The organism is Streptodolium elevatio, assembly GCF_053592165.1.
In genome coordinates this window covers 174,823-191,709 of the sequence record NZ_JBSFVE010000001.1, presented here as the reverse complement: position 1 = coordinate 191,709, position 16,887 = coordinate 174,823, and the positions used below count along the sequence as shown (strand labels likewise).

Genomic DNA, 16,887 nt, shown 5'->3' with positions numbered 1-16,887 from the left:
GGTTACTCGTACACGGTCTCTCCCGCGACCCAGGTACGCCGCACGTTGAGTTCGTCGTCCCACCACACGAGGTCGGCCAGTGCCCCCGGTGCGATGCGGCCGAGGTCCTCGCGGCCGAGCGCGTCCGCCGGCACGGTCGCGCCGCAGGACACCACCTCGGCGAAGTCGTGGCCCAGCGCGGTGAGGTTGCGCACCGCCTGGTCCATGGTCAGGGCGGAACCGGCGATGGTCCCGTCCGGATTGCGCGGCACGTCGCCCTCCGCGAGCGTCACGTCGACGTCGCCGAGCCGGTAGCGCCCGGGCGGCATGCCGGCGGCGGCCATCGCGTCGGTGACGAGTGCGGTACGCGTCCCCGCTATCCGCAGCACCAGCGAGCACACCGCGGGCACGACGTGGTGCAGGTCGGCGATCAGCCCGGCGGTGAGCCGCGGGTCGGTGAGCGCCGCGCCGACCACGCCGGGCTCGCGGTGGCCGAGACCGCGCATCGCGTTGAACAGGTGGGTGACCAGCGTCGCGCCCGCATCGGCCGCCTCGGCCACCTGGGCGGCGGTGGCGTCGCTGTGGCCGATGGAGACCCTGATCCCCGCCTCGGCGAAGCGCCGGACGGCCTCGATCCCGCCGGGGAGTTCCGGAGCGAGGGTGACCAGGGCCAGGACGTCCCGCACCGCGTCGTCGTCGAGCAGCCGGTCCACGAGCTCCGGCTTCGGCTCACGCAGGTGTTCCTCAGGGTGCGTGCCGACCTTGGCGGCGGCCAGGAACGGCCCTTCCAGGTGCACGCCGAGCACCCGCGCGACCGGTTCGCGGACCAGCGCCGCCCGGGTGGTGTGCGCCCGGGTGAGCGCGGCGACCAGCGTGTCCATCGCCCCGGTGATGAACGTGGGCAGGAAGGACGTGACACCCGTCGACGCCAGGCGGCCCGCGACCGTGCGCCACTCGTCGGGGCCGGCGGCCACGAAGTCCGCACCGAATGCACCGTTGACCTGAAGGTCGATCAGTCCAGGAGTGAGGATGCCGTCGGGCAACGCGAGGTGATCCGGCCCGGCGGGCGGTACGGAGTCCTCGACGCGCGTCACGCGTCCGTTCTCGACCACGAGTGCGGCGGGACCGACCAGACGGCCTCCGACGAGCACTCGGGGTGCCGAGATGGTGGCCACGCGCGCGGTCCTTCCCTCAAAGGTGCGCTACCCCGGCGGGTGCGACGTCCGCCGGGGTAGCGCCTGATCAGAGCAACGCGGACCATTGTGGTTCAGACCAATCACAAATGTCTAGACCAATGTGTGCCGTGTTGCGCCGAAGAGGGAACGTCCCAGGTCAGATGCCCTGTATCGCCTCCGCGAGGACGTCCAGTGCGCGCGACACATCCGCGTCGGTGAGGTCCGCGCGCGCCGCGAGGCGCAACCGCGAAACGCCGTCCGGAACCGAGGGCGGCCGGAAGCAGCCCACCCGAACGCCGGCCGCCGCACACCGCACCGACGCCTGGAACGCCGCCTCCGGCGCACCGATCAGCACCGACGCCACGGCCCCCGAAGGCTCCGTCGCGTTCAGCCCCAGCGCCCGGGCTCCGTCGGCCAGCTGACGGGCCCTCATCCGGACCTCGTCGGCCAGCGACGGGCGCTCGCGCAAGATGCGCAGGCTCTCCAGTGCCGCCGCGACGCTCACCGGCGCGAGACCGGTGTCGAAGATGAACGTGCGCGCGGTGTCCACCAGGTGGTCGATCACACGGCGCGGTCCGACCACCGCACCGCCCTGCGAGCCCATGGCCTTGGACAGCGTCACCGTCTGCAGCACGTGGTCCGCCCCCGCGAGACCGGCGGCATGCACCGCGCCGCGTCCGCCCGCGCCGACCACTCCGAGGCCGTGCGCCTCGTCGACGAGCAGCACCGCGCCGTGTTGGCGCACGACGGCGGCGAGATCGGCGAGCGGGGCCAGGTCCCCGTCCACCGAGAACACCGCGTCCACGACCACCAGGGCGCGTTCCTCGGACCGGTTCGCCAGGACCTCGGCGACGGCGTCGACGTCGCAGTGCGGGGTGATCGCGACGCGGGCGCGCGACAGGCGGCACGCGTCCACGATCGAGGCGTGGTTGATCGCATCCGAGACCACCAGGTCGCCGCGGCCCACCAGTGCGGTGACGGCCCCGAGGTTGGCGACGTAACCCGACGAGAACACGAGCGCCGCCTCGGCCTCCACGTGCGCGGCGAGCTCCGCCTCCAGGTCGGCGTGCAGCTCGGTGGAACCGGTGACCAGACGCGAACCGGTCGAACCGGCGCCCCACGTGCGCATGGCCGCGGACGCCGCCGCCAGCACGCGCGGATCGCGGGCCAAGCCCAGGTAGTCGTTGCCGGCGAGATCGAGGACGCCGGGCTCGTCCGCGGGCCTCGGGCGCAGGCGGCGGCGCAGCCCGGCGGCGACCCGCTCCTTCTCGCGGATGTCCAGCCAGTCCAGCGGATGCCCGCCGGACGGCACGGCGGGGTGGTTCTCGGACACATCGACCTCCGGACGGTGATCCCGGGCCGGCAGGAGGTCCGGGGAACCCCGTCGGGGGCGACCGGGGTTCCCGAGAAGCTTCTCACCCCGCCCGGCGCACCCGACGCCACCCGCCCACGACCTGTGGACAACCCATAAACGGCCCAAAGCCTGTGGAAAACCACCCCCCGACCCGCCCGCGCCCCCGCCTTTCGACTCGGTCCGGACACACCCCGGCCCGGACACACCCCGGCCCGGACTCGCCCTCCGCCCGGACACACCCGACCCCGCCCGTACTCGCCCCGACCCAGCGCTGCCCCTGCCCTGCTCCGTCCAGCCCGGCTCCCGGCCCACGCCGGACCCGCCCCCCGCCTGAGCCCGCCGCAACCCAGTCCTGATCCGCCCACCCCCGACCCCACCTCCACCCCGCCTCCATTTCGCCTTCATGCCGCCACCGCGCCACCTCCACCGCACCCCCGATCCGGCCCCTGAACCCGCTCCGGAACCCGCGTACGCACCCCCCGGCGACACGGGCGCGGACCCCCGCTCACCGACCCGCCGTCGGCATCCGGCCGCGCGGGGCTACTCTCTCGCTGTGCGCTCCATGAACAACCTCGTCCGCAACTACGGGGACCTCCAGCCGGCCGACCTGGAATGGCTGCATCTGCTGGTCTCCGAGTGGCAGCTGCTCGCGGACCTGTCGTTCGCCGACCTGGTGCTCTGGGTGCCGACCAGCGACGACCGTTATGTCGCGGTCGCCCAGATGCGTCCGAACACCGGCGCGACGTCCCACCAGGACGACCTGGTGGGCGACTTCGTGTCGCGCGGCGATCGCCCGATGCTCGACGCGGCGTACAGCGAGGGCCGCATCGTGCGCGAGGGCGACCCGGAGTGGCGTGACGACGTACCGGTGCGCGTGGAGGCCATCCCGGTGCGCCGCGACGGCCGCGTCATCGGCGTCATCGCCCGCAACACCAACCTGCTGACCGCGCGCACCCCGAGTCGGCTCGAACTCACCTACCTCCAGAGCGCCGCGGACCTCGCGCAAATGATCGCGTCCGGCTTCTTCCCGTACAAGGGCGAGCAGGTCGACATGGACGCCTCGCCGCGCGTCGGCGACGGCCTCATCCGCCTCGACTCCGAGGGCTTCGTGCAGTACGCCAGCCCCAACGCGCTGTCCGCGTACCACCGCCTCGGCCTGACCAGCGACCTCGTCGGCTGCCACCTCGGCCGCACCACCGCCGAACTCGCCCCGTCCGAACGCCCGGTCGACGAGGCGATCTCGGCGGTCGCGAGCGGTTGGGCGCCGCGCGAGACCGAGGTCGAGACCGCCGCGGCGGTGGTGCAGGTACGCGCGATCCCGCTCAAGCCCCGCGGCGCGCGCATCGGTGCGATCGTGCTGCTGCGCGACGTGACCGAACTACGCCGCCGCGAACGCGAGCTGATCACCAAGGACGCCACCATCCGGGAGATCCACCACCGGGTGAAGAACAACCTCCAGACCGTCGCCGCGCTGCTTCGGCTGCAGGCGAGGCGAATGGATTCTCCACAGGCACGGGCGGCGCTGGAGGAGGCGGTCCGACGGGTCGGGTCGATCGCGATCGTGCACGAGACGCTGTCCCAAACCCTGGACGAGCGCGTGGACTTCGACGAGATCGCGGACCGCGTGCTCAGCATGGTCACCGAGGTCGCGGCCTCGGCCCCGCGGGTGCGCACCGCACGGCACGGCAGCTTCGGCGTACTGATCGCGGAGACCGCGACGCCGCTGGCGATGGTCCTGACGGAGCTGCTGCAGAACGCTCTTGAGCACGCGTTCGACACGCACTCCGGCAGCCTGGAGATCACCGCGACCCGCGCCGGCGAGCGCCTGGTGATCACGGTGGTCGACGACGGGGCGGGCCTGCCGCCGGACTTCGACCCGCAGGTGTCCGGCAACCTCGGACTGCAGATCGTCCGCACGCTGGTGGGCAGCGAACTGGGCGGGCGGTTCGACATGGGTGCGGGGGAGGAGGGCGGGACCGTGGTCACGCTCGACTTCCCGGTGCGACGCGTGGCCCGCGGCTGACGCGTTCGTGGAACGCAGAAAAAACGGCAACACCCCGGTTGCGGTCTTTCGACCGGCCGGGGCGTTGCCGAAGTTCTGTTGGTGCCGTGGAGATCCGGAAACCGGGGATCAGGCAGACGCGCGTGCGCGGTTGCGCGCGGCACGGCGCTTGAGCGCGCGGCGCTCGTCTTCGCTCATCCCGCCCCAGACGCCCGCGTCCTGACCGGACTCGAGGGCCCACTGCAGGCACGCTTCCATCTCGGGGCAGCGACGGCACACGGCCTTCGCCTCCTCGATCTGCAGCAGCGCCGGACCGGTGTTACCGATCGGGAAGAACAGCTCCGGGTCTTCGTCACGGCAGGCGGCACGGTGGCGCCAGTCCATGCGGTCCAACTCCTCGTAAGCGGGCGAAGCTTGTGGCCTCGCCTAGTGACGGCTTGTGAATGTGAACGCTTTCACGAATCCTCCAACAACGTAAGGGCCGACAAAGTCGGTCCCCAGGTTTGGTGGTGGAGTCGGGCGGAGAGGATTGGCCTTTGGGGCTTGTCCGGCCCGCCACGTAGAGCCTGACAAACCTGGGCCGTAGACACAACCCCTCTGACGAAGGATTTTTTGAATCGTCGGTGTCGGGTAGGTCACACCCCTACTTCTAAGGGGTGAACGGGATTCTACGTTCGACTGAAAGGCGTAGAGGCCCTTCTACTCACACAATCACACGCAGTGCCCGCGGGACGCCCCTAAAGGTCACATTGCGATGTTCCCCCAGGTGGTCTCCGTCCACCTGAAGCGACACAGCCTCCTCAGCCCCAAGAGTGAACGTCGCGCAGTCGTGCAGCGACACCACGTGACGTCCGTGCGGTGCTTTTCCCGACGTGCCCAGCATGCGGCTGAGGTGCCGCAACGTGGGCAGAGTGGACATCCTGGTCAGACCAAAAAGATCGAGGTCCAGGTCGAACGACGCGTCCGGACACGCGTTAACGGGACGACCACCCAGATAAGTCCACGGATTCGTGTTCTGGACTATGCCGAGGCACAGTCCCTCCACCGGATCCTGGCCCGGTACCTCCAGTGTGAGGGGACCGGACCGCCTCGTGCCACCGCTTCGGTAAAACCTGCGCAGAGCGGACCGCACATACAGGCCCGGTGTCGACCTGCTGCCCTCCGCCCGGCGGTCCTCGACCCTGGCGACGACGTCGGCGTCGAAGCCGAGCCCCGCACAGAAGAGGAACCAGCGCCGGTCGGCCATGCCGAGCCCGACCTGCCGCGAACGGCCCGACCGCAGCGCGTCGAGCAGGGCGCCCGTCGCCTCGACCGGATCGTTCGGCAGGCCGAGCGCGCGGGCGAACACGTTGGTACTGCCGCCGGGTACGACCGCCACCGCCGGGAGATCAGGGGAGGGGCCGTCGGCGAGTATGCCGTTGGCGACCTCGTTCACCGTGCCGTCGCCGCCGAGGGCGATCACCAGGTCCACGCCCTCCACGACCGCGGACTTGGCCAGCTCGGTGGCGTGCCCGCGGTGCGACGTGGTGGCCACGTCGAGCTTGAGGTCACTCGCGAGTGCGTGCGCCAGAACGTCCCGGGTCCGTTCGCTTGTGGTCGTGGCCTTGGGGTTCACGACAAGAAGGGCACGCATGTACGACAGGGTAGCCCCGCGCGCACGGCGGCTGCCGGGCGGCCGCGTACCGCCGGGACCGGCCGCGTTCCCGCGTGAACCGGGCCCCGGTTTACCCTCATGGGGTGATGACTGACGCCGCTCCCGCGCCCGGTGCGTTCGGGCCCCTCCGGTCCCTGCCCGTGAGTTTCCGGGTCGCGACCGGGATCGTCGCGGTGGAGACCGCGATTGGTCTCGGCTTCGCGCTCTACATACTTCTCGCGAGCGTCTTCGGTGAGCCGGTGGACCAGGACAAGGGCATCAGCGAGGGCCTGTACCTGCTGCTACTCGGCCTCGGCATGCTCGCCACCACGATCGGAATGTGCCGCGGACGGCGCTGGAGCCGGTCGCCCGCGATCACGATGAACCTCGTGGTGCTCGGTATCGGCTACTGGATGGTCAGCGGCAGCGGCCGGGTGGCGTACGGCGTACTGATACTGGCCGCGGGGCTGGTGGCCATCGGGATCCTGGTCCGGCCGAGCCTCTACCAGGCGCTCGAGCGCCTGCACGAAGAGCGCGTGGACCAGGCGCGCGGGGACTGAGCGCGTACGCGACCCCACGCGACGCCCCGCACGAACGACGACCGCAGCACGACGCCGAGGGCCCCGGAGGAGCGATCTCCTCCGGGCCCTCGGCGTCGTGCCGGGTTGTGCTGTGCCGCAGTGTGTGGCGCCGTGCTTCGTACGTACGCCGCCCGGCCTACTCCTCGACGAGGAGGCGCTCGCGCAGTTGGGCGAGGGTCCGGGCCAGCAGCCGCGAGACGTGCATCTGGGAGATGCCCACCTCCTGGGCGATCTGCGACTGCGTCATGTTGCCGAAGAACCGGAGCAGCAGGATGCGCTTCTCGCGGGGCGGCAGTTGCTCGAGCAGCGGCTTCAGCGACTCGCGGTACTCCACACCCTCGAGCGCCTCGTCCTCCGACCCGAGCGTGTCCGCGACCGCCGGCGACTCGTCGTCGGTGTCGGGCACGTCGAGCGAGAGCGTGCTGTACGCGTTCGCCGACTCCAGGCCCTCCAGCACCTCCTCCTCGGAGATGCCCAACTGCACCGCGAGCTCGCCGACCGTCGGCGAGCGCCCGTTGCGCTGCGACAGCTCGGCCGTCGCGGCGGTCAGGGCGAGCCGCAGCTCCTGGAGGCGGCGCGGCACACGGACTGCCCACCCCTTGTCGCGGAAGTGCCGTTTGATCTCGCCGACGATGGTCGGAGTGGCATACGTCGAGAACTCGACGCCGCGCTCCGGGTCGAACCGGTCCACCGACTTGATCAGCCCGATGGTGGCGACCTGCACCAGGTCGTCGAGCGGCTCGCCGCGGTTGCGGAACCGCCTGGCCAGGTGCTCGACCAGCGGCAGGTGCATCTCGACCAGCCGGTCGCGGATCAGTCGGCGGTCCGGGTCGTCGGCCGGCAGTTTCGCCAACTGGGCGAACATGCCCTTCGCGAGCTCCCGATCGTGGTGCGAGTGGCTCGAGCCGGCCTGGCGGCGGCGGCCGGGCACGGAAGCCTCGGGAGTGTCCTCGCGCGAAGTGGCGGTCGCGTCCGCTGTCACGCTCGTGTCACTGACCATGTCCTCGGCCTCCCGGGCCCCGTCCTCCGGGGGGTCCTCGCCCCGGCGGTCACTCGCGTGCTCGGTGCTCACGGCGCCCCCGGCCCGCCACCGCGCTTCTTGTGGAGGCTGATGCTCACGACGTCGTTCTCGTCCACGGTCGCGTCGACCTCGCCCGCGAGCGCCGACAGCACGGTCCAGGCGAAGGTGTCGCGCGCGGGAGTGCGGCCGTCGGTGGTCGGTGCGGACACCGTGATCTGGAGGGCGTCGCCGACGAGGTGGAAGACGCAGGACAGCACACTCCCCGGCACCGCCTGGCCGAGGAGCATCGCGCACGCCTCGTCCACGGCGATGCGTAGATCCTCGATCTCGTCCAGGGTGAAGTCGAGACGTGCGGCAAGGCCGGCCGTCGCGGTACGAAGAACCGAGAGGTACGCCCCCGCGGCGGGCAACCGGACCTCGACGAAGTCCTGCTGGCCGGCGCCGGCTTCGTCCGCCGTGTGTGCGGATCGCTGGGACACCCTCACCTCCAAGGTGCTGCGTAGGTGGCCACGGCTGTGACCACGACCGATGACGGGGACCCGTTGACGCTACCGCGCGGACCCCCGACCCGTCTCCGCCACCACTCTTCCAGGGAGGTTGATCGTGCTCTCCCCTGGCATCCCGTCCCGACCCGCAGGGCCACCGTCGCATCGCCTACGCGTACGACAGTACGTCACCGCATGTGATTTGGCGAGTACACAGTGTACCTGGTTCGTCGAGGCCCGCACGGCGGTAGACCCGAACGGGCGAAAGTCCCCCACATGAGAGAAACCAGCCAAGGGCCACCGATGTCAAGCGTGTTGACTCGATAGAGGGATTCCGACACGTTCGGCGACGTCGCCCGCGCCCCGGTGGGCGTCCCGGCGGGCACGGCGACACGCTCCACCCCACCAAATACCCTCCCCGCCGAACAGGGTCCCCGGGGGCCGGGGCGGAGCCGGCACGCACGCCGCCGAGATGCGACGCCCTGACCGCTGGGCGAGAACGAGGAAGCGCCGTGGCCTGCCCTCGGTGCGCTCAGGGGATGGCGCGCCGCCCGGCGGAGAGGGTTGTGGCATGACCACGGTCGTGGAGTCCGAGAACGGGTTCCCCGGCGTGGAGAGCGCCCGCGCGGTGCGCGGAGCAGGACATAATGCGCGCCTTGGAGGCGTTCCCCTTCTTCTGCCCGACCGTGTCCCTGGAAAGCGTCGAGACGCCGCTGGATCCAAACCGGCCCGGAGCTCGGCTGGTTCGCGTACTTCCGTATCCACGGCTCTGAGCAGCCCGCGTTCGACGGCACGTGGCGGCTCGGGGACTTCGCCCCGCTCGAACGACGACGACCCGGGCAGGAACGGCAGGCAAAAGTCCGCCCCCGGTCCGCGGACCCCGTGTCGGAGTCCGCGGACCGGGGGCCGACCGGGGACCTGCGGCGTGTGCCTCCGCAGGCCAGGCGGCCTGAGGCGTCAGGCGGCCTTCTTGGTCTCCCAGAAGATGGAGTCGATCTGGGCGATCAGGTCGAGCAGCTGCTGGCCGGTGGCCGGGTCGTTGGAGCCCTTGGTGCCGCCCGCGCCCGCCGCCTTGACGGCGTCGTTGAACAGGGTGTGCAGGTTGGGGTACTTCTCGAAGTGCGGGGCCTTGAAGTAGTCGCTCCACAGCACCGACAGGTGGTGCTTGACGAGCTCGGAGCGCTGCTCCTTGATCTCGATCGCCCGAGCGCGGAACGCCGGGTCCTCGTTCCCCTGGTACTTCTCCTGGATGGCCTTGACCGACTCTGCCTCGATGCGGGCCTGAGCCGGGTCGTAGACACCGCAGGGGAGGTCGCAGTGCGCCTCGGCGGTCACCGTACGCGCGAACAGACGAGAGAACATGAGAGTCCTTTCTGTGATCGTCTTCCCACCGGGGACCCTACTCCCGGAGGAGCCGGTTTTCCCGGCCACCCCGGTTGCCGGGAGGGCGTGTTCGGGTGAACGGTGTCCCGGGGCGACCCGGGCGGACCACGAAGGACCAGTACGGAGAAGACATGGCGGACATCGCGGAGGCGGCCAGGCATCGGTTTCCCTGGGGCCTGGTCCAGGTGGAAGGCGGGTCGATGCTGCCCAATCTCGTCGACGGGGACCGCGTGTTGGTGCGCTACGGAGCCCGCGTCCGACCGGGTGACGTGGTCGCGGCGGTACGCCCGGACCGCCCTGAGGTCGGCATGCTCAAGCGCGTCCGCGAACGCCGGGACGGCGGTTGGTGGGTGCTCGGCGACAACCCCTACCCCAGCACCGACAGCCGCCACTTCGGGCCGGTGCCCGACGAGTTGGTGGTCGCCCGCGTCGTCGCGGTGCGCCGCAAGACGTGGCCGTGGTGGCGCCGCGTCGGCACCGACAACCCGTTCGAGGGATGACGAGGCGTCAGTCCGCGGCGCGCGCCTTGCGGCGGGCCCGGAACTGCGCGACGTTGGCCCGCGTCGAGCAGCGGTCCGAGCAGTAGCGCCGCGACCGGTTGGCCGAGCCGTCGACGAACACGTTCCGGCACGGCGCCGCGTCGCACACGCCCAGGCGGTCCACGCCCAACGACGTCATGCGCACCGCGAGCCCCATGCCCGCCACCGCGGCGAACGACTCCGCGGCGCCCGACTGGTCGTCGGCGAGGTGGATGTGCCACGGCTTGCCGTCGTGCCCGGTCACGCGCGGGTGCACCGGATACTCGGCCAGCAGTCCGTTGAGTGTCGCGACCGCGTCGTCGTGCCGCCCCGCGACCGCGTCGGAGAAGACCGCCCGCAACCGCGCCCGAACCGCCCGCAGCCGCGGTACGTCCGACTCGGTCACCCGCGACGGCGGCCGTCCCACGGCGTCCAGCAGCCGCGCGATGTCGGCGGTGGTCCGCAGGTCGTCCGTGCCCCGGCCGGGCGCCTCGGTGTTGACCAGCCGGACCGCGTAGTCGGCGTACGCCGCGAGCTCCACTGCGGTGCGCCTCCCGGCGGGGGTCCGCCCGGGCGGACCGCTGGTTGGACTGTTGGCTGGACTGCTGGTTGGACTGCCGCCTCGGAGCCCCGGGGACCGGGGGAAACCACGGAGCGCCGCGGAGGGCCGCGCAAAGGCGGATTCTCGCGGCACCAGGTGTGGCGGCGGTTACACCCACCCTACTGTCCGTGGCAGTACCTTTGGCGGCCAAGGGCGGTGCGCGTACACCCACGGTCAATTCCGCCTTCAGGGCAGCGTCATCGCCCCGACGTACCGCCGCTCGGGGGTTGTGGAAAGCTAGATGTCACGGGTGACCCCCGTACCCTCGTCGGATTGCGTGCGCGGACAGCAGCGCCGGTCCCGGCGAGGCAGGCAGCATCCAGCCGTGCTCGATGTAGGTCCACCCCCGGGCGTCTACCCCTGGTCGTGGCGTACATCGCTTGAGGAGCTGCACCACTTACTCACTGCGTTGACAAAGGGGTCACTGTGGCAGCGGAGATCATCCCGGCCGAGAGCACCACACCGGACGACGTCGATCCGGCGTTCGCCCTGCACCGGGGCGGCAAACTGGAGATCCGGTCGACGGTCCCGGTCCGGAACAAGGACGACCTGTCCCTCGCGTACACCCCGGGCGTGGCCCGCGTGTGCACCGCGATCGCCGAGAACCCCGACCTGGTGAACGACTACACCTGGGTGGCCAACACGGTCGCCGTCGTCACCGACGGCACCGCGGTCCTGGGCCTGGGCGACATCGGCCCCAAGGCCTCCCTGCCGGTCATGGAGGGCAAGGCGCTGCTGTTCAAGCAGTTCGGCGGCGTGGACGCGGTCCCGATCGCCCTCGACTGCACCGACGTGGACGACATCGTCGAGACCGTCGTGCGCCTCGCGCCGTCGTTCGGCGGCATCAACCTGGAGGACATCTCGGCGCCGCGCTGCTTCGAGGTCGAGCGCCGCCTCCAGGAGCGCCTGGACATCCCGGTCTTCCACGACGACCAGCACGGCACCGCGATCGTGGCGCTCGCCGCGCTGCGCAACGCGGCCATCGTGACCAACCGCGAGCTGAAGGACCTGCGCGCGGTCATCTCGGGTGCGGGTGCGGCCGGCATCGCGATCGCCAAGATCCTCATCGAGGCCGGCATCGGCGACCTGTGCGTCGTCGACTCGCGCGGCATCGTGCACGAGGGCCGCGAGGACCTCACGCCGATCAAGCGCCTCATCGCCGAGCTCACCAACAAGGCCAAGCTCAAGGGCGGCATCGAGGTCGCCCTCGAAGGCGCCGACGTGTTCCTGGGCGTCTCGGCCGGCAAGGTCCCCGAGGAGGTCGTGGCGACCATGGCGCCGAACGCGATCATCTTCGCGATGGCCAACCCGGACCCGGAGATCATGCCGGAGGTCGCGCAGAAGTACGCCGCGGTCGTGGCGACCGGGCGCAGCGACTACCCGAACCAGATCAACAACGTCCTGGCCTTCCCGGGCGTCTTCGCCGGCGCCCTGTCGGTCCGTGCGACCCGCGTCACCGAGGGCATGAAGGTCGCCGCGGCCGAGGCCCTCGCGGCCGTCGTCGCCGACGAGCTCTCCGCCGACAAGGTGATCCCGAGCCCGTTCGACGAGCGCGTCGCGCCCGCGGTGACCCTCGCGGTCGCCGAGGCCGCGCGCCGCGACGGTGTCGCGCGCCTCTGACGGCTCCGCGGCAGATCCCGCCCCTTGCGGGCGGCAGTACGTCCCCTGCTCCTGGCGGGCGGTCCCCGACACGTGTTGGGGACCGCCCGCCAGGAGCGTTTCCGACGGCTTCGGCGACGGCCGGAGCCGCACGTCCCACCGCCTCTCGATAGGGTCGCAGCCATGTTCGCCGTGAGCGCCGTACGCATCAGCCCCGAGGACCCGCTGTCCGGTCTCGAGCTCGGGGAGCGACCCGAGCCCGGCACCGAGGCGCCGCTGCCGCCCGGCTGGACGACCGTCACCGTCAAGGCCGCCTCGCTCAACCACCACGACCTGTGGAGCCTCAGGGGCGTCGGCATCACGGACAAGCAGCTGCCGATGGTGCTGGGCTGCGACGGAGCCGGCGTCGACGAGGACGGCAACGAGGTCGTCATCCACTCGGTGATCGGCGGACTGGGCACCGACGAGCCGCGCTCGATCCTGACCGAGAAGTACGACGGCACGTTCGCGCAGAAGGTCGCCGTCCCGCGCTGGAACCTGCTGCCCAAGCCGAAGGAGCTGTCCTTCGAGGAGGCGTGCTGCCTGCCGACGGCCTGGCTCACCGCCTACCGCATGCTCTTCACCAATTCCGGTGTGCGCCCCGGCGGAACCGTGCTGGTGCAGGGCGCGGGCGGCGGCGTCGCCACGGCCTTGGTCGTGCTCGGCAAGGCGGCCGGGTACCGGATGTGGGTCACCAGCCGGGACGCGGCCAAGGGCGAGCGGGCCGTGGCGCTGGGCGCGGACCGCGCGTTCGCGTCCGGCGAGCGCCTGCCGGAGCGCGTGGACGCGGTGATGGAGACGGTCGGCGCCGCGACCTGGAGCCATTCGGTACACAGCCTCAAGGCCGGCGGCAGCCTGGTCATCTCGGGGGCGACCAGCGGCTCCGACCCGTCCCGCGGGGAGCTGACCCGCATCTTCTTCCAGGAGATGCGCGTCGTCGGCTCGACCATGGGTGACAAGGACGAACTGGCCGGGCTGCTCAGCCTGTGCGCGAACTCCGGCGTGCGCCCGGTGATCGACACCGTGCTGCCGCTCGACCGGGCCCGCGAGGGATTCGCCCGCATGGCCGACGGCGAGCAGTTCGGGAAGATCGTCTTCACCGTCTGAGTGCGGCGGCGCCCTACCCTGGTGCGCCTACCCTGTCGTCGGCGGACACGCCCGCCCGGGTCCGGCCCGGCAGCCGGCAAGCAGTACGGAAGGACTCTGGATGGAACTGGGCCGACGCCGCTTCCTGGCCCTCGGCGCGGGGACCGGCCTCGCGGTCGCGGCGGGCGGGACGCTGTCCGGGTGCGGCGGCGACTCGCCCAAACTGCGGTCCGGCGGCACGCTCGTGGTCGCGCTGCCCGAGTACCCCGCGCTGCTCAACCCGGCCCAGGGCGTCTCGGAGGAGGCCCGCTGGATCGCCGACGCGGTCGTCGAGCCGCTGTACCGCTACCGCGAGGACACGACCCTCGAACCGGTGCTCGCGGCCGCCGACCCGCAGGTCTCGCCGGACGGCCTCGTGTGGACCGTCCGGCTGCGGCAGGGCGTGGTGTACGCGAACGGCGCGCCCTTCACGGCGGAGTCCGTCGCGGCCTGCCTGCGGCGCGTGTCCACCCGCGAGACCGCCGGGGAATGGGCGCCCTACCTGGCCGGGCGCATCACGACCGCGACCGCGGCCGACCCGTCGACCGTACGCATAGAGCTGCCAAGGCCGTTCGGCATCCTCCGCCAGTTCCTCGCCTGCCTGCCGATCCCGCACGAGTCGTCGCTCGCCGACCCGCAGGCCCTGGTCGGCACCGGCCCCTTCCGCGCCGAGGCGATCACCCCCGGGCAGACGGTCAGGCTGGTCCGCAACGACCGCTACCGCGGCGCCGAAGCGCCGCTCGACGCCCTGGAGTTCCGCGTCGTCGCAGCTCCGGCGGCCCGGGTCGCCGACCTGAAAGCCAAGCGTGTCGGCATCGACCCGCGCCTTGCCGCCGACCAGCTCAAGCCGCTGCAGGGGGTCAAGGACATGCAGGCACACGCGGTCTCCTCGCCGCTGGACCTCGTGACCGCCTTCAACATGCGCCGAGCGCCGTTCGACGACATCGCCGTACGCCGCGCGCTGGCCGCCGCCACGCCCCGCAAGCTCGTGCGCGACCAGGACTTCAAGGCGTTCGCGGTGCTGGGCCAGGGCCCGATCGGCCCCACCACCGAAGGATGGGACCCGACGTACACGCCCTACCCGGAGGCCGTCGACGCCGACCGGGTACGCGTGCTGCTGGGCGAGTCGGGCCGCTCCGGCCCGGTCGACTTCACCGTGCTGCTGCGCGCCGGCGACGGGCTGCTCAAGCCAGCCGAGACCATGGCCAAGCAGTGGGGCACGTTCGGGCTGCGCGCCAAGGTCGAGGAAGTGGACCCGGCGGTGTGGCGGCAGCGGCGCGGCGCGGGGGAGTTCGACCTCGCGATGTCGCTGCGCCGGCCGGCGTACGCGGTGGGCCGCACCGCATTCGACGTACTGGCCCCCGCCGCGTCCGACCACCCGGACAACACCGGCTACCGCAACCCGGAGATCGACCGGCTGCTCGCGGAGGCGTGGTCAGTCGGCGAGGCGACGCGCCGCGCGAAGCTGTGCTCGCTCGCCAACGAGATCCTGGTGCGCGACGCGGTCATGGTGCCGGCGGTGTACCCGCGCTTCCTGACGGGGCAGGCGCGTTCGGTCGAGTCGATCGACGAGAAGCAGATGGCGCTCGGCAGGCTCGAACTGACCACCCTGCACCTGCGTTCCTGAACCGTCGCGGCGAACCGCCGGGCGGTGCCGGGGGCTTGGGCCGCCCGGCATGGCGCGCGCCGGACCTGTCACTCCTCCGGGCCGTCGCCGCGCCGCCGGGTGTGGCACGCCGGTGGCAACCGTGCGGCCGGGATATCTTCTGATCATGTCTGGCCAGGACGTTCCGCCCGCTCGTCAACACGCCCGCCGCCGCCTCGTCTTGGGTGCGGCGGCCGCCGGTGCGGGATTCTTCCTGCTCGGGCGGGGGGCCGAGCGCGCGGGCGGAAATCCGGTCGGCCACGCCTCGGGGCCGTCGGGCCCCGGTCTCGCGCTGCCGTCCCGACCCGGCCTCGTCGCGGCCGAGAACGCCCGTGCGGGCAGCGCCGGTTGGCGGCTCGGCGGGAAGACCGCGAGCGACGCCGCGGGGCAGATCAAGGGGTTCGCGACCGAGGCGGGCATTCCGGTGGGCGGCCGACTGCGGCTGAAAGTGTCGGTCGACCGCGACCAGCCGTTCTCGATCGAGGTCTACCGGCTGGGCCACTACGGCGGTACCGGCGGCAGGCTGGTGACCCGGGTCGAGGGTGTGCCGGGCCGCCGCCAGGAGCCGCCCCGGCTCGACAAGCGCACCGGCCTGGTGGTGTGCGACTGGGACGTCTCGTGGGAGACCGAGATCCCGGCGGACTGGCCCGGCGGCGCGTACGTCGCGGTGCTCACCAACGCCGACGGGTTCCGCAACCACGTGCAGTTCACCGTCACCGAACCGGACCGGGAGGGCGACTTCCTGGTGGTGATGCCGGTGACGACATATCAGGCGTACAACGAGTACCCGGTGGACGGCGAGACCGGCCGGAGCCTCTACTACGGGCAGGACCCCTCGACGCGGAAGGCCAAGGCGAAGCTCAAGGCCAAGATCGTCTCCTTCGACCGGCCCTACGCCGGGAGCGGGCTGCCGCAGCTCTTCGACCTGGACCACGGCTTCATCCGCTGGGCCGAGGAGCGCGGTTACGACCTGGTCTACGCGACCGGCCTCGACCTCCACGCGGGCCGCGTGGACCCGTTCCGCCACAAGGCACTGGTTTTTCCCGGCCACGACGAGTACTGGTCCCAGGAGATGCGGGACGTGCTCGAGGCGGCCGCGGCGGGCGGTGTCGGCCTCGCGTTCCTCACCGCGAACAACGTCTATTGGCATGTCCGCGTGCACGCGTCGGCGTCCGGCGTGCCCGAGCGCCTTGTGCGCTGTCACAAGAATGCCAACTCGTCGTCCGATCGCGCCGCCCCCGGGCCGACCGTGCGCTGGCGCGACCTGCACCGCCCCGAGCAGGAGGTGCTGGGGGTCCAGTACGCCAGCGTCGTGAAGGGCGCGCACCCGCTCGTGGTCCGCGAATCCGGGCACTGGTTCTGGGAGGGGACCGGCGTGCGCGACGGCGACGCGCTGCCCGGACTGGTGTGGGGAGAGGCCGACCGCAGGTTCGGCGGAACGGCCTCGCCGCGCGGCGAGTCGGTGTTCGTCGCCGAGTCGAACTACACCACGTCGCGCGGGAGTTCCGGGACCCAGCAGAGCGTGCTGCACCGCAACGCGTCGGGTGGCCTGGTGTTCACCGCGGGAACTTTCCGGTGGCCTCAGGCACTGGGCGACCCGCGCTTTCCGGACCCGCGGGCGAGCCGCGCGACGGAGAATCTCTTCCGTCGTCTCCTGGAGCGCTGACCCGGCCCGGGGGTCCCCGCGGTGCCCGGGGGAACGGCGCGGAGCGTACCCGCAACCCGCACGGAATCCGTGTCGACCGGG

The 16,887-nt window shown here is 71.7% G+C and carries 15 protein-coding genes; 7 read left to right on the top strand and 8 right to left on the bottom strand.

Annotated elements, in window-relative coordinates:
* Nucleotides 1–2: 2 nt before the first annotated feature.
* Complete coding sequence (nagA, locus tag ACWD12_RS00830) at nucleotides 3–1,154, bottom strand: N-acetylglucosamine-6-phosphate deacetylase (protein WP_358362369.1); 1,152 nt, start codon at nucleotides 1,152–1,154, stop codon at nucleotides 3–5.
* 157 nt (nucleotides 1,155–1,311) lie between these two features.
* Nucleotides 1,312–2,487 (bottom strand): 8-amino-7-oxononanoate synthase, encoded by a 1,176-nt coding sequence (locus ACWD12_RS00825; RefSeq protein ID WP_450097770.1) that lies wholly within the window; start codon nucleotides 2,485–2,487, stop codon nucleotides 1,312–1,314.
* 583 nt (nucleotides 2,488–3,070) lie between these two features.
* Between ACWD12_RS00825 and ACWD12_RS00820 the strand changes: the two genes are divergently transcribed.
* A complete protein-coding gene (locus ACWD12_RS00820) occupies nucleotides 3,071–4,531 on the top strand; it encodes a sensor histidine kinase (protein ID WP_450098189.1) in 1,461 nt (486 codons plus the stop codon).
* A 108-nt stretch (nucleotides 4,532–4,639) separates the two neighbouring features.
* On the opposite strand, the gene ACWD12_RS00815 is transcribed toward ACWD12_RS00820, so the two are convergent.
* Together ACWD12_RS00815 and ACWD12_RS00810 are read right to left on the bottom strand one after the other, a co-directional pair.
* A complete protein-coding gene (locus ACWD12_RS00815) occupies nucleotides 4,640–4,894 on the bottom strand; it encodes a WhiB family transcriptional regulator (RefSeq protein WP_231778498.1) in 255 nt (84 codons plus the stop codon).
* Nucleotides 4,895–5,213: 319 nt separating this feature from the next.
* Nucleotides 5,214–6,143, bottom strand: a complete 930-nt coding sequence (locus ACWD12_RS00810) for a diacylglycerol/lipid kinase family protein (RefSeq protein ID WP_450097769.1) — start codon at nucleotides 6,141–6,143, stop codon at nucleotides 5,214–5,216.
* 161 nt (nucleotides 6,144–6,304) lie between these two features.
* Between ACWD12_RS00810 and ACWD12_RS00805 the strand changes: the two genes are divergently transcribed.
* Nucleotides 6,305–6,703 carry a hypothetical protein gene (locus tag ACWD12_RS00805; protein ID WP_450097768.1) on the top strand — a complete coding sequence of 133 codons (399 nt, stop codon included), beginning with the start codon at nucleotides 6,305–6,307 and terminating at the stop codon, nucleotides 6,701–6,703.
* 157 nt (nucleotides 6,704–6,860) lie between these two features.
* Here ACWD12_RS00805 and ACWD12_RS00800 read toward each other — a convergent pair whose 3' ends face one another.
* The 3 genes from ACWD12_RS00800 to sodN all read right to left on the bottom strand — a co-directional run bounded on the left by ACWD12_RS00800 (nucleotide 6,861) and on the right by sodN (nucleotide 9,592).
* Entirely contained in the window at nucleotides 6,861–7,724 is an 864-nt protein-coding gene (locus ACWD12_RS00800; RefSeq protein WP_450098188.1) for an RNA polymerase sigma factor SigF, read from the bottom strand.
* A 68-nt stretch (nucleotides 7,725–7,792) separates the two neighbouring features.
* A complete protein-coding gene (locus ACWD12_RS00795) occupies nucleotides 7,793–8,236 on the bottom strand; it encodes an anti-sigma regulatory factor (protein WP_435839179.1) in 444 nt (147 codons plus the stop codon).
* A 951-nt stretch (nucleotides 8,237–9,187) separates the two neighbouring features.
* Complete coding sequence (sodN, locus tag ACWD12_RS00790) at nucleotides 9,188–9,592, bottom strand: superoxide dismutase, Ni (protein ID WP_358365126.1); 405 nt, start codon at nucleotides 9,590–9,592, stop codon at nucleotides 9,188–9,190.
* A 152-nt stretch (nucleotides 9,593–9,744) separates the two neighbouring features.
* On the opposite strand from sodN, the gene sodX reads away from it, so the two are divergent.
* On the top strand, nucleotides 9,745–10,113 hold the full coding sequence (sodX, locus tag ACWD12_RS00785) for a nickel-type superoxide dismutase maturation protease (RefSeq protein ID WP_450097767.1): 369 nt from the start codon (nucleotides 9,745–9,747) through the stop codon (nucleotides 10,111–10,113).
* Nucleotides 10,114–10,120: 7 nt separating this feature from the next.
* On the opposite strand, the gene ACWD12_RS00780 is transcribed toward sodX, so the two are convergent.
* Nucleotides 10,121–10,672, bottom strand: a complete 552-nt coding sequence (locus ACWD12_RS00780) for a CGNR zinc finger domain-containing protein (RefSeq protein WP_358365131.1) — start codon at nucleotides 10,670–10,672, stop codon at nucleotides 10,121–10,123.
* Nucleotides 10,673–11,158: 486 nt separating this feature from the next.
* On the opposite strand from ACWD12_RS00780, the gene ACWD12_RS00775 reads away from it, so the two are divergent.
* From ACWD12_RS00775 to ACWD12_RS00760, 4 genes are all read left to right on the top strand, one after another.
* Nucleotides 11,159–12,352, top strand: coding sequence for an NAD(P)-dependent malic enzyme (locus tag ACWD12_RS00775; RefSeq protein ID WP_358365133.1), 1,194 nt, complete (start codon nucleotides 11,159–11,161; stop codon nucleotides 12,350–12,352).
* A 162-nt stretch (nucleotides 12,353–12,514) separates the two neighbouring features.
* On the top strand, nucleotides 12,515–13,477 hold the full coding sequence (locus ACWD12_RS00770; RefSeq protein ID WP_450097766.1) for a zinc-binding dehydrogenase: 963 nt from the start codon (nucleotides 12,515–12,517) through the stop codon (nucleotides 13,475–13,477).
* Nucleotides 13,478–13,577: 100 nt separating this feature from the next.
* On the top strand, nucleotides 13,578–15,122 hold the full coding sequence (locus ACWD12_RS00765) for an ABC transporter substrate-binding protein (protein WP_450097765.1): 1,545 nt from the start codon (nucleotides 13,578–13,580) through the stop codon (nucleotides 15,120–15,122).
* Between the two features lie 145 nt (nucleotides 15,123–15,267).
* Entirely contained in the window at nucleotides 15,268–16,806 is a 1,539-nt protein-coding gene (locus ACWD12_RS00760; protein WP_450097764.1) for a N,N-dimethylformamidase beta subunit family domain-containing protein, read from the top strand.
* Nucleotides 16,807–16,887 lie beyond the last annotated feature (81 nt).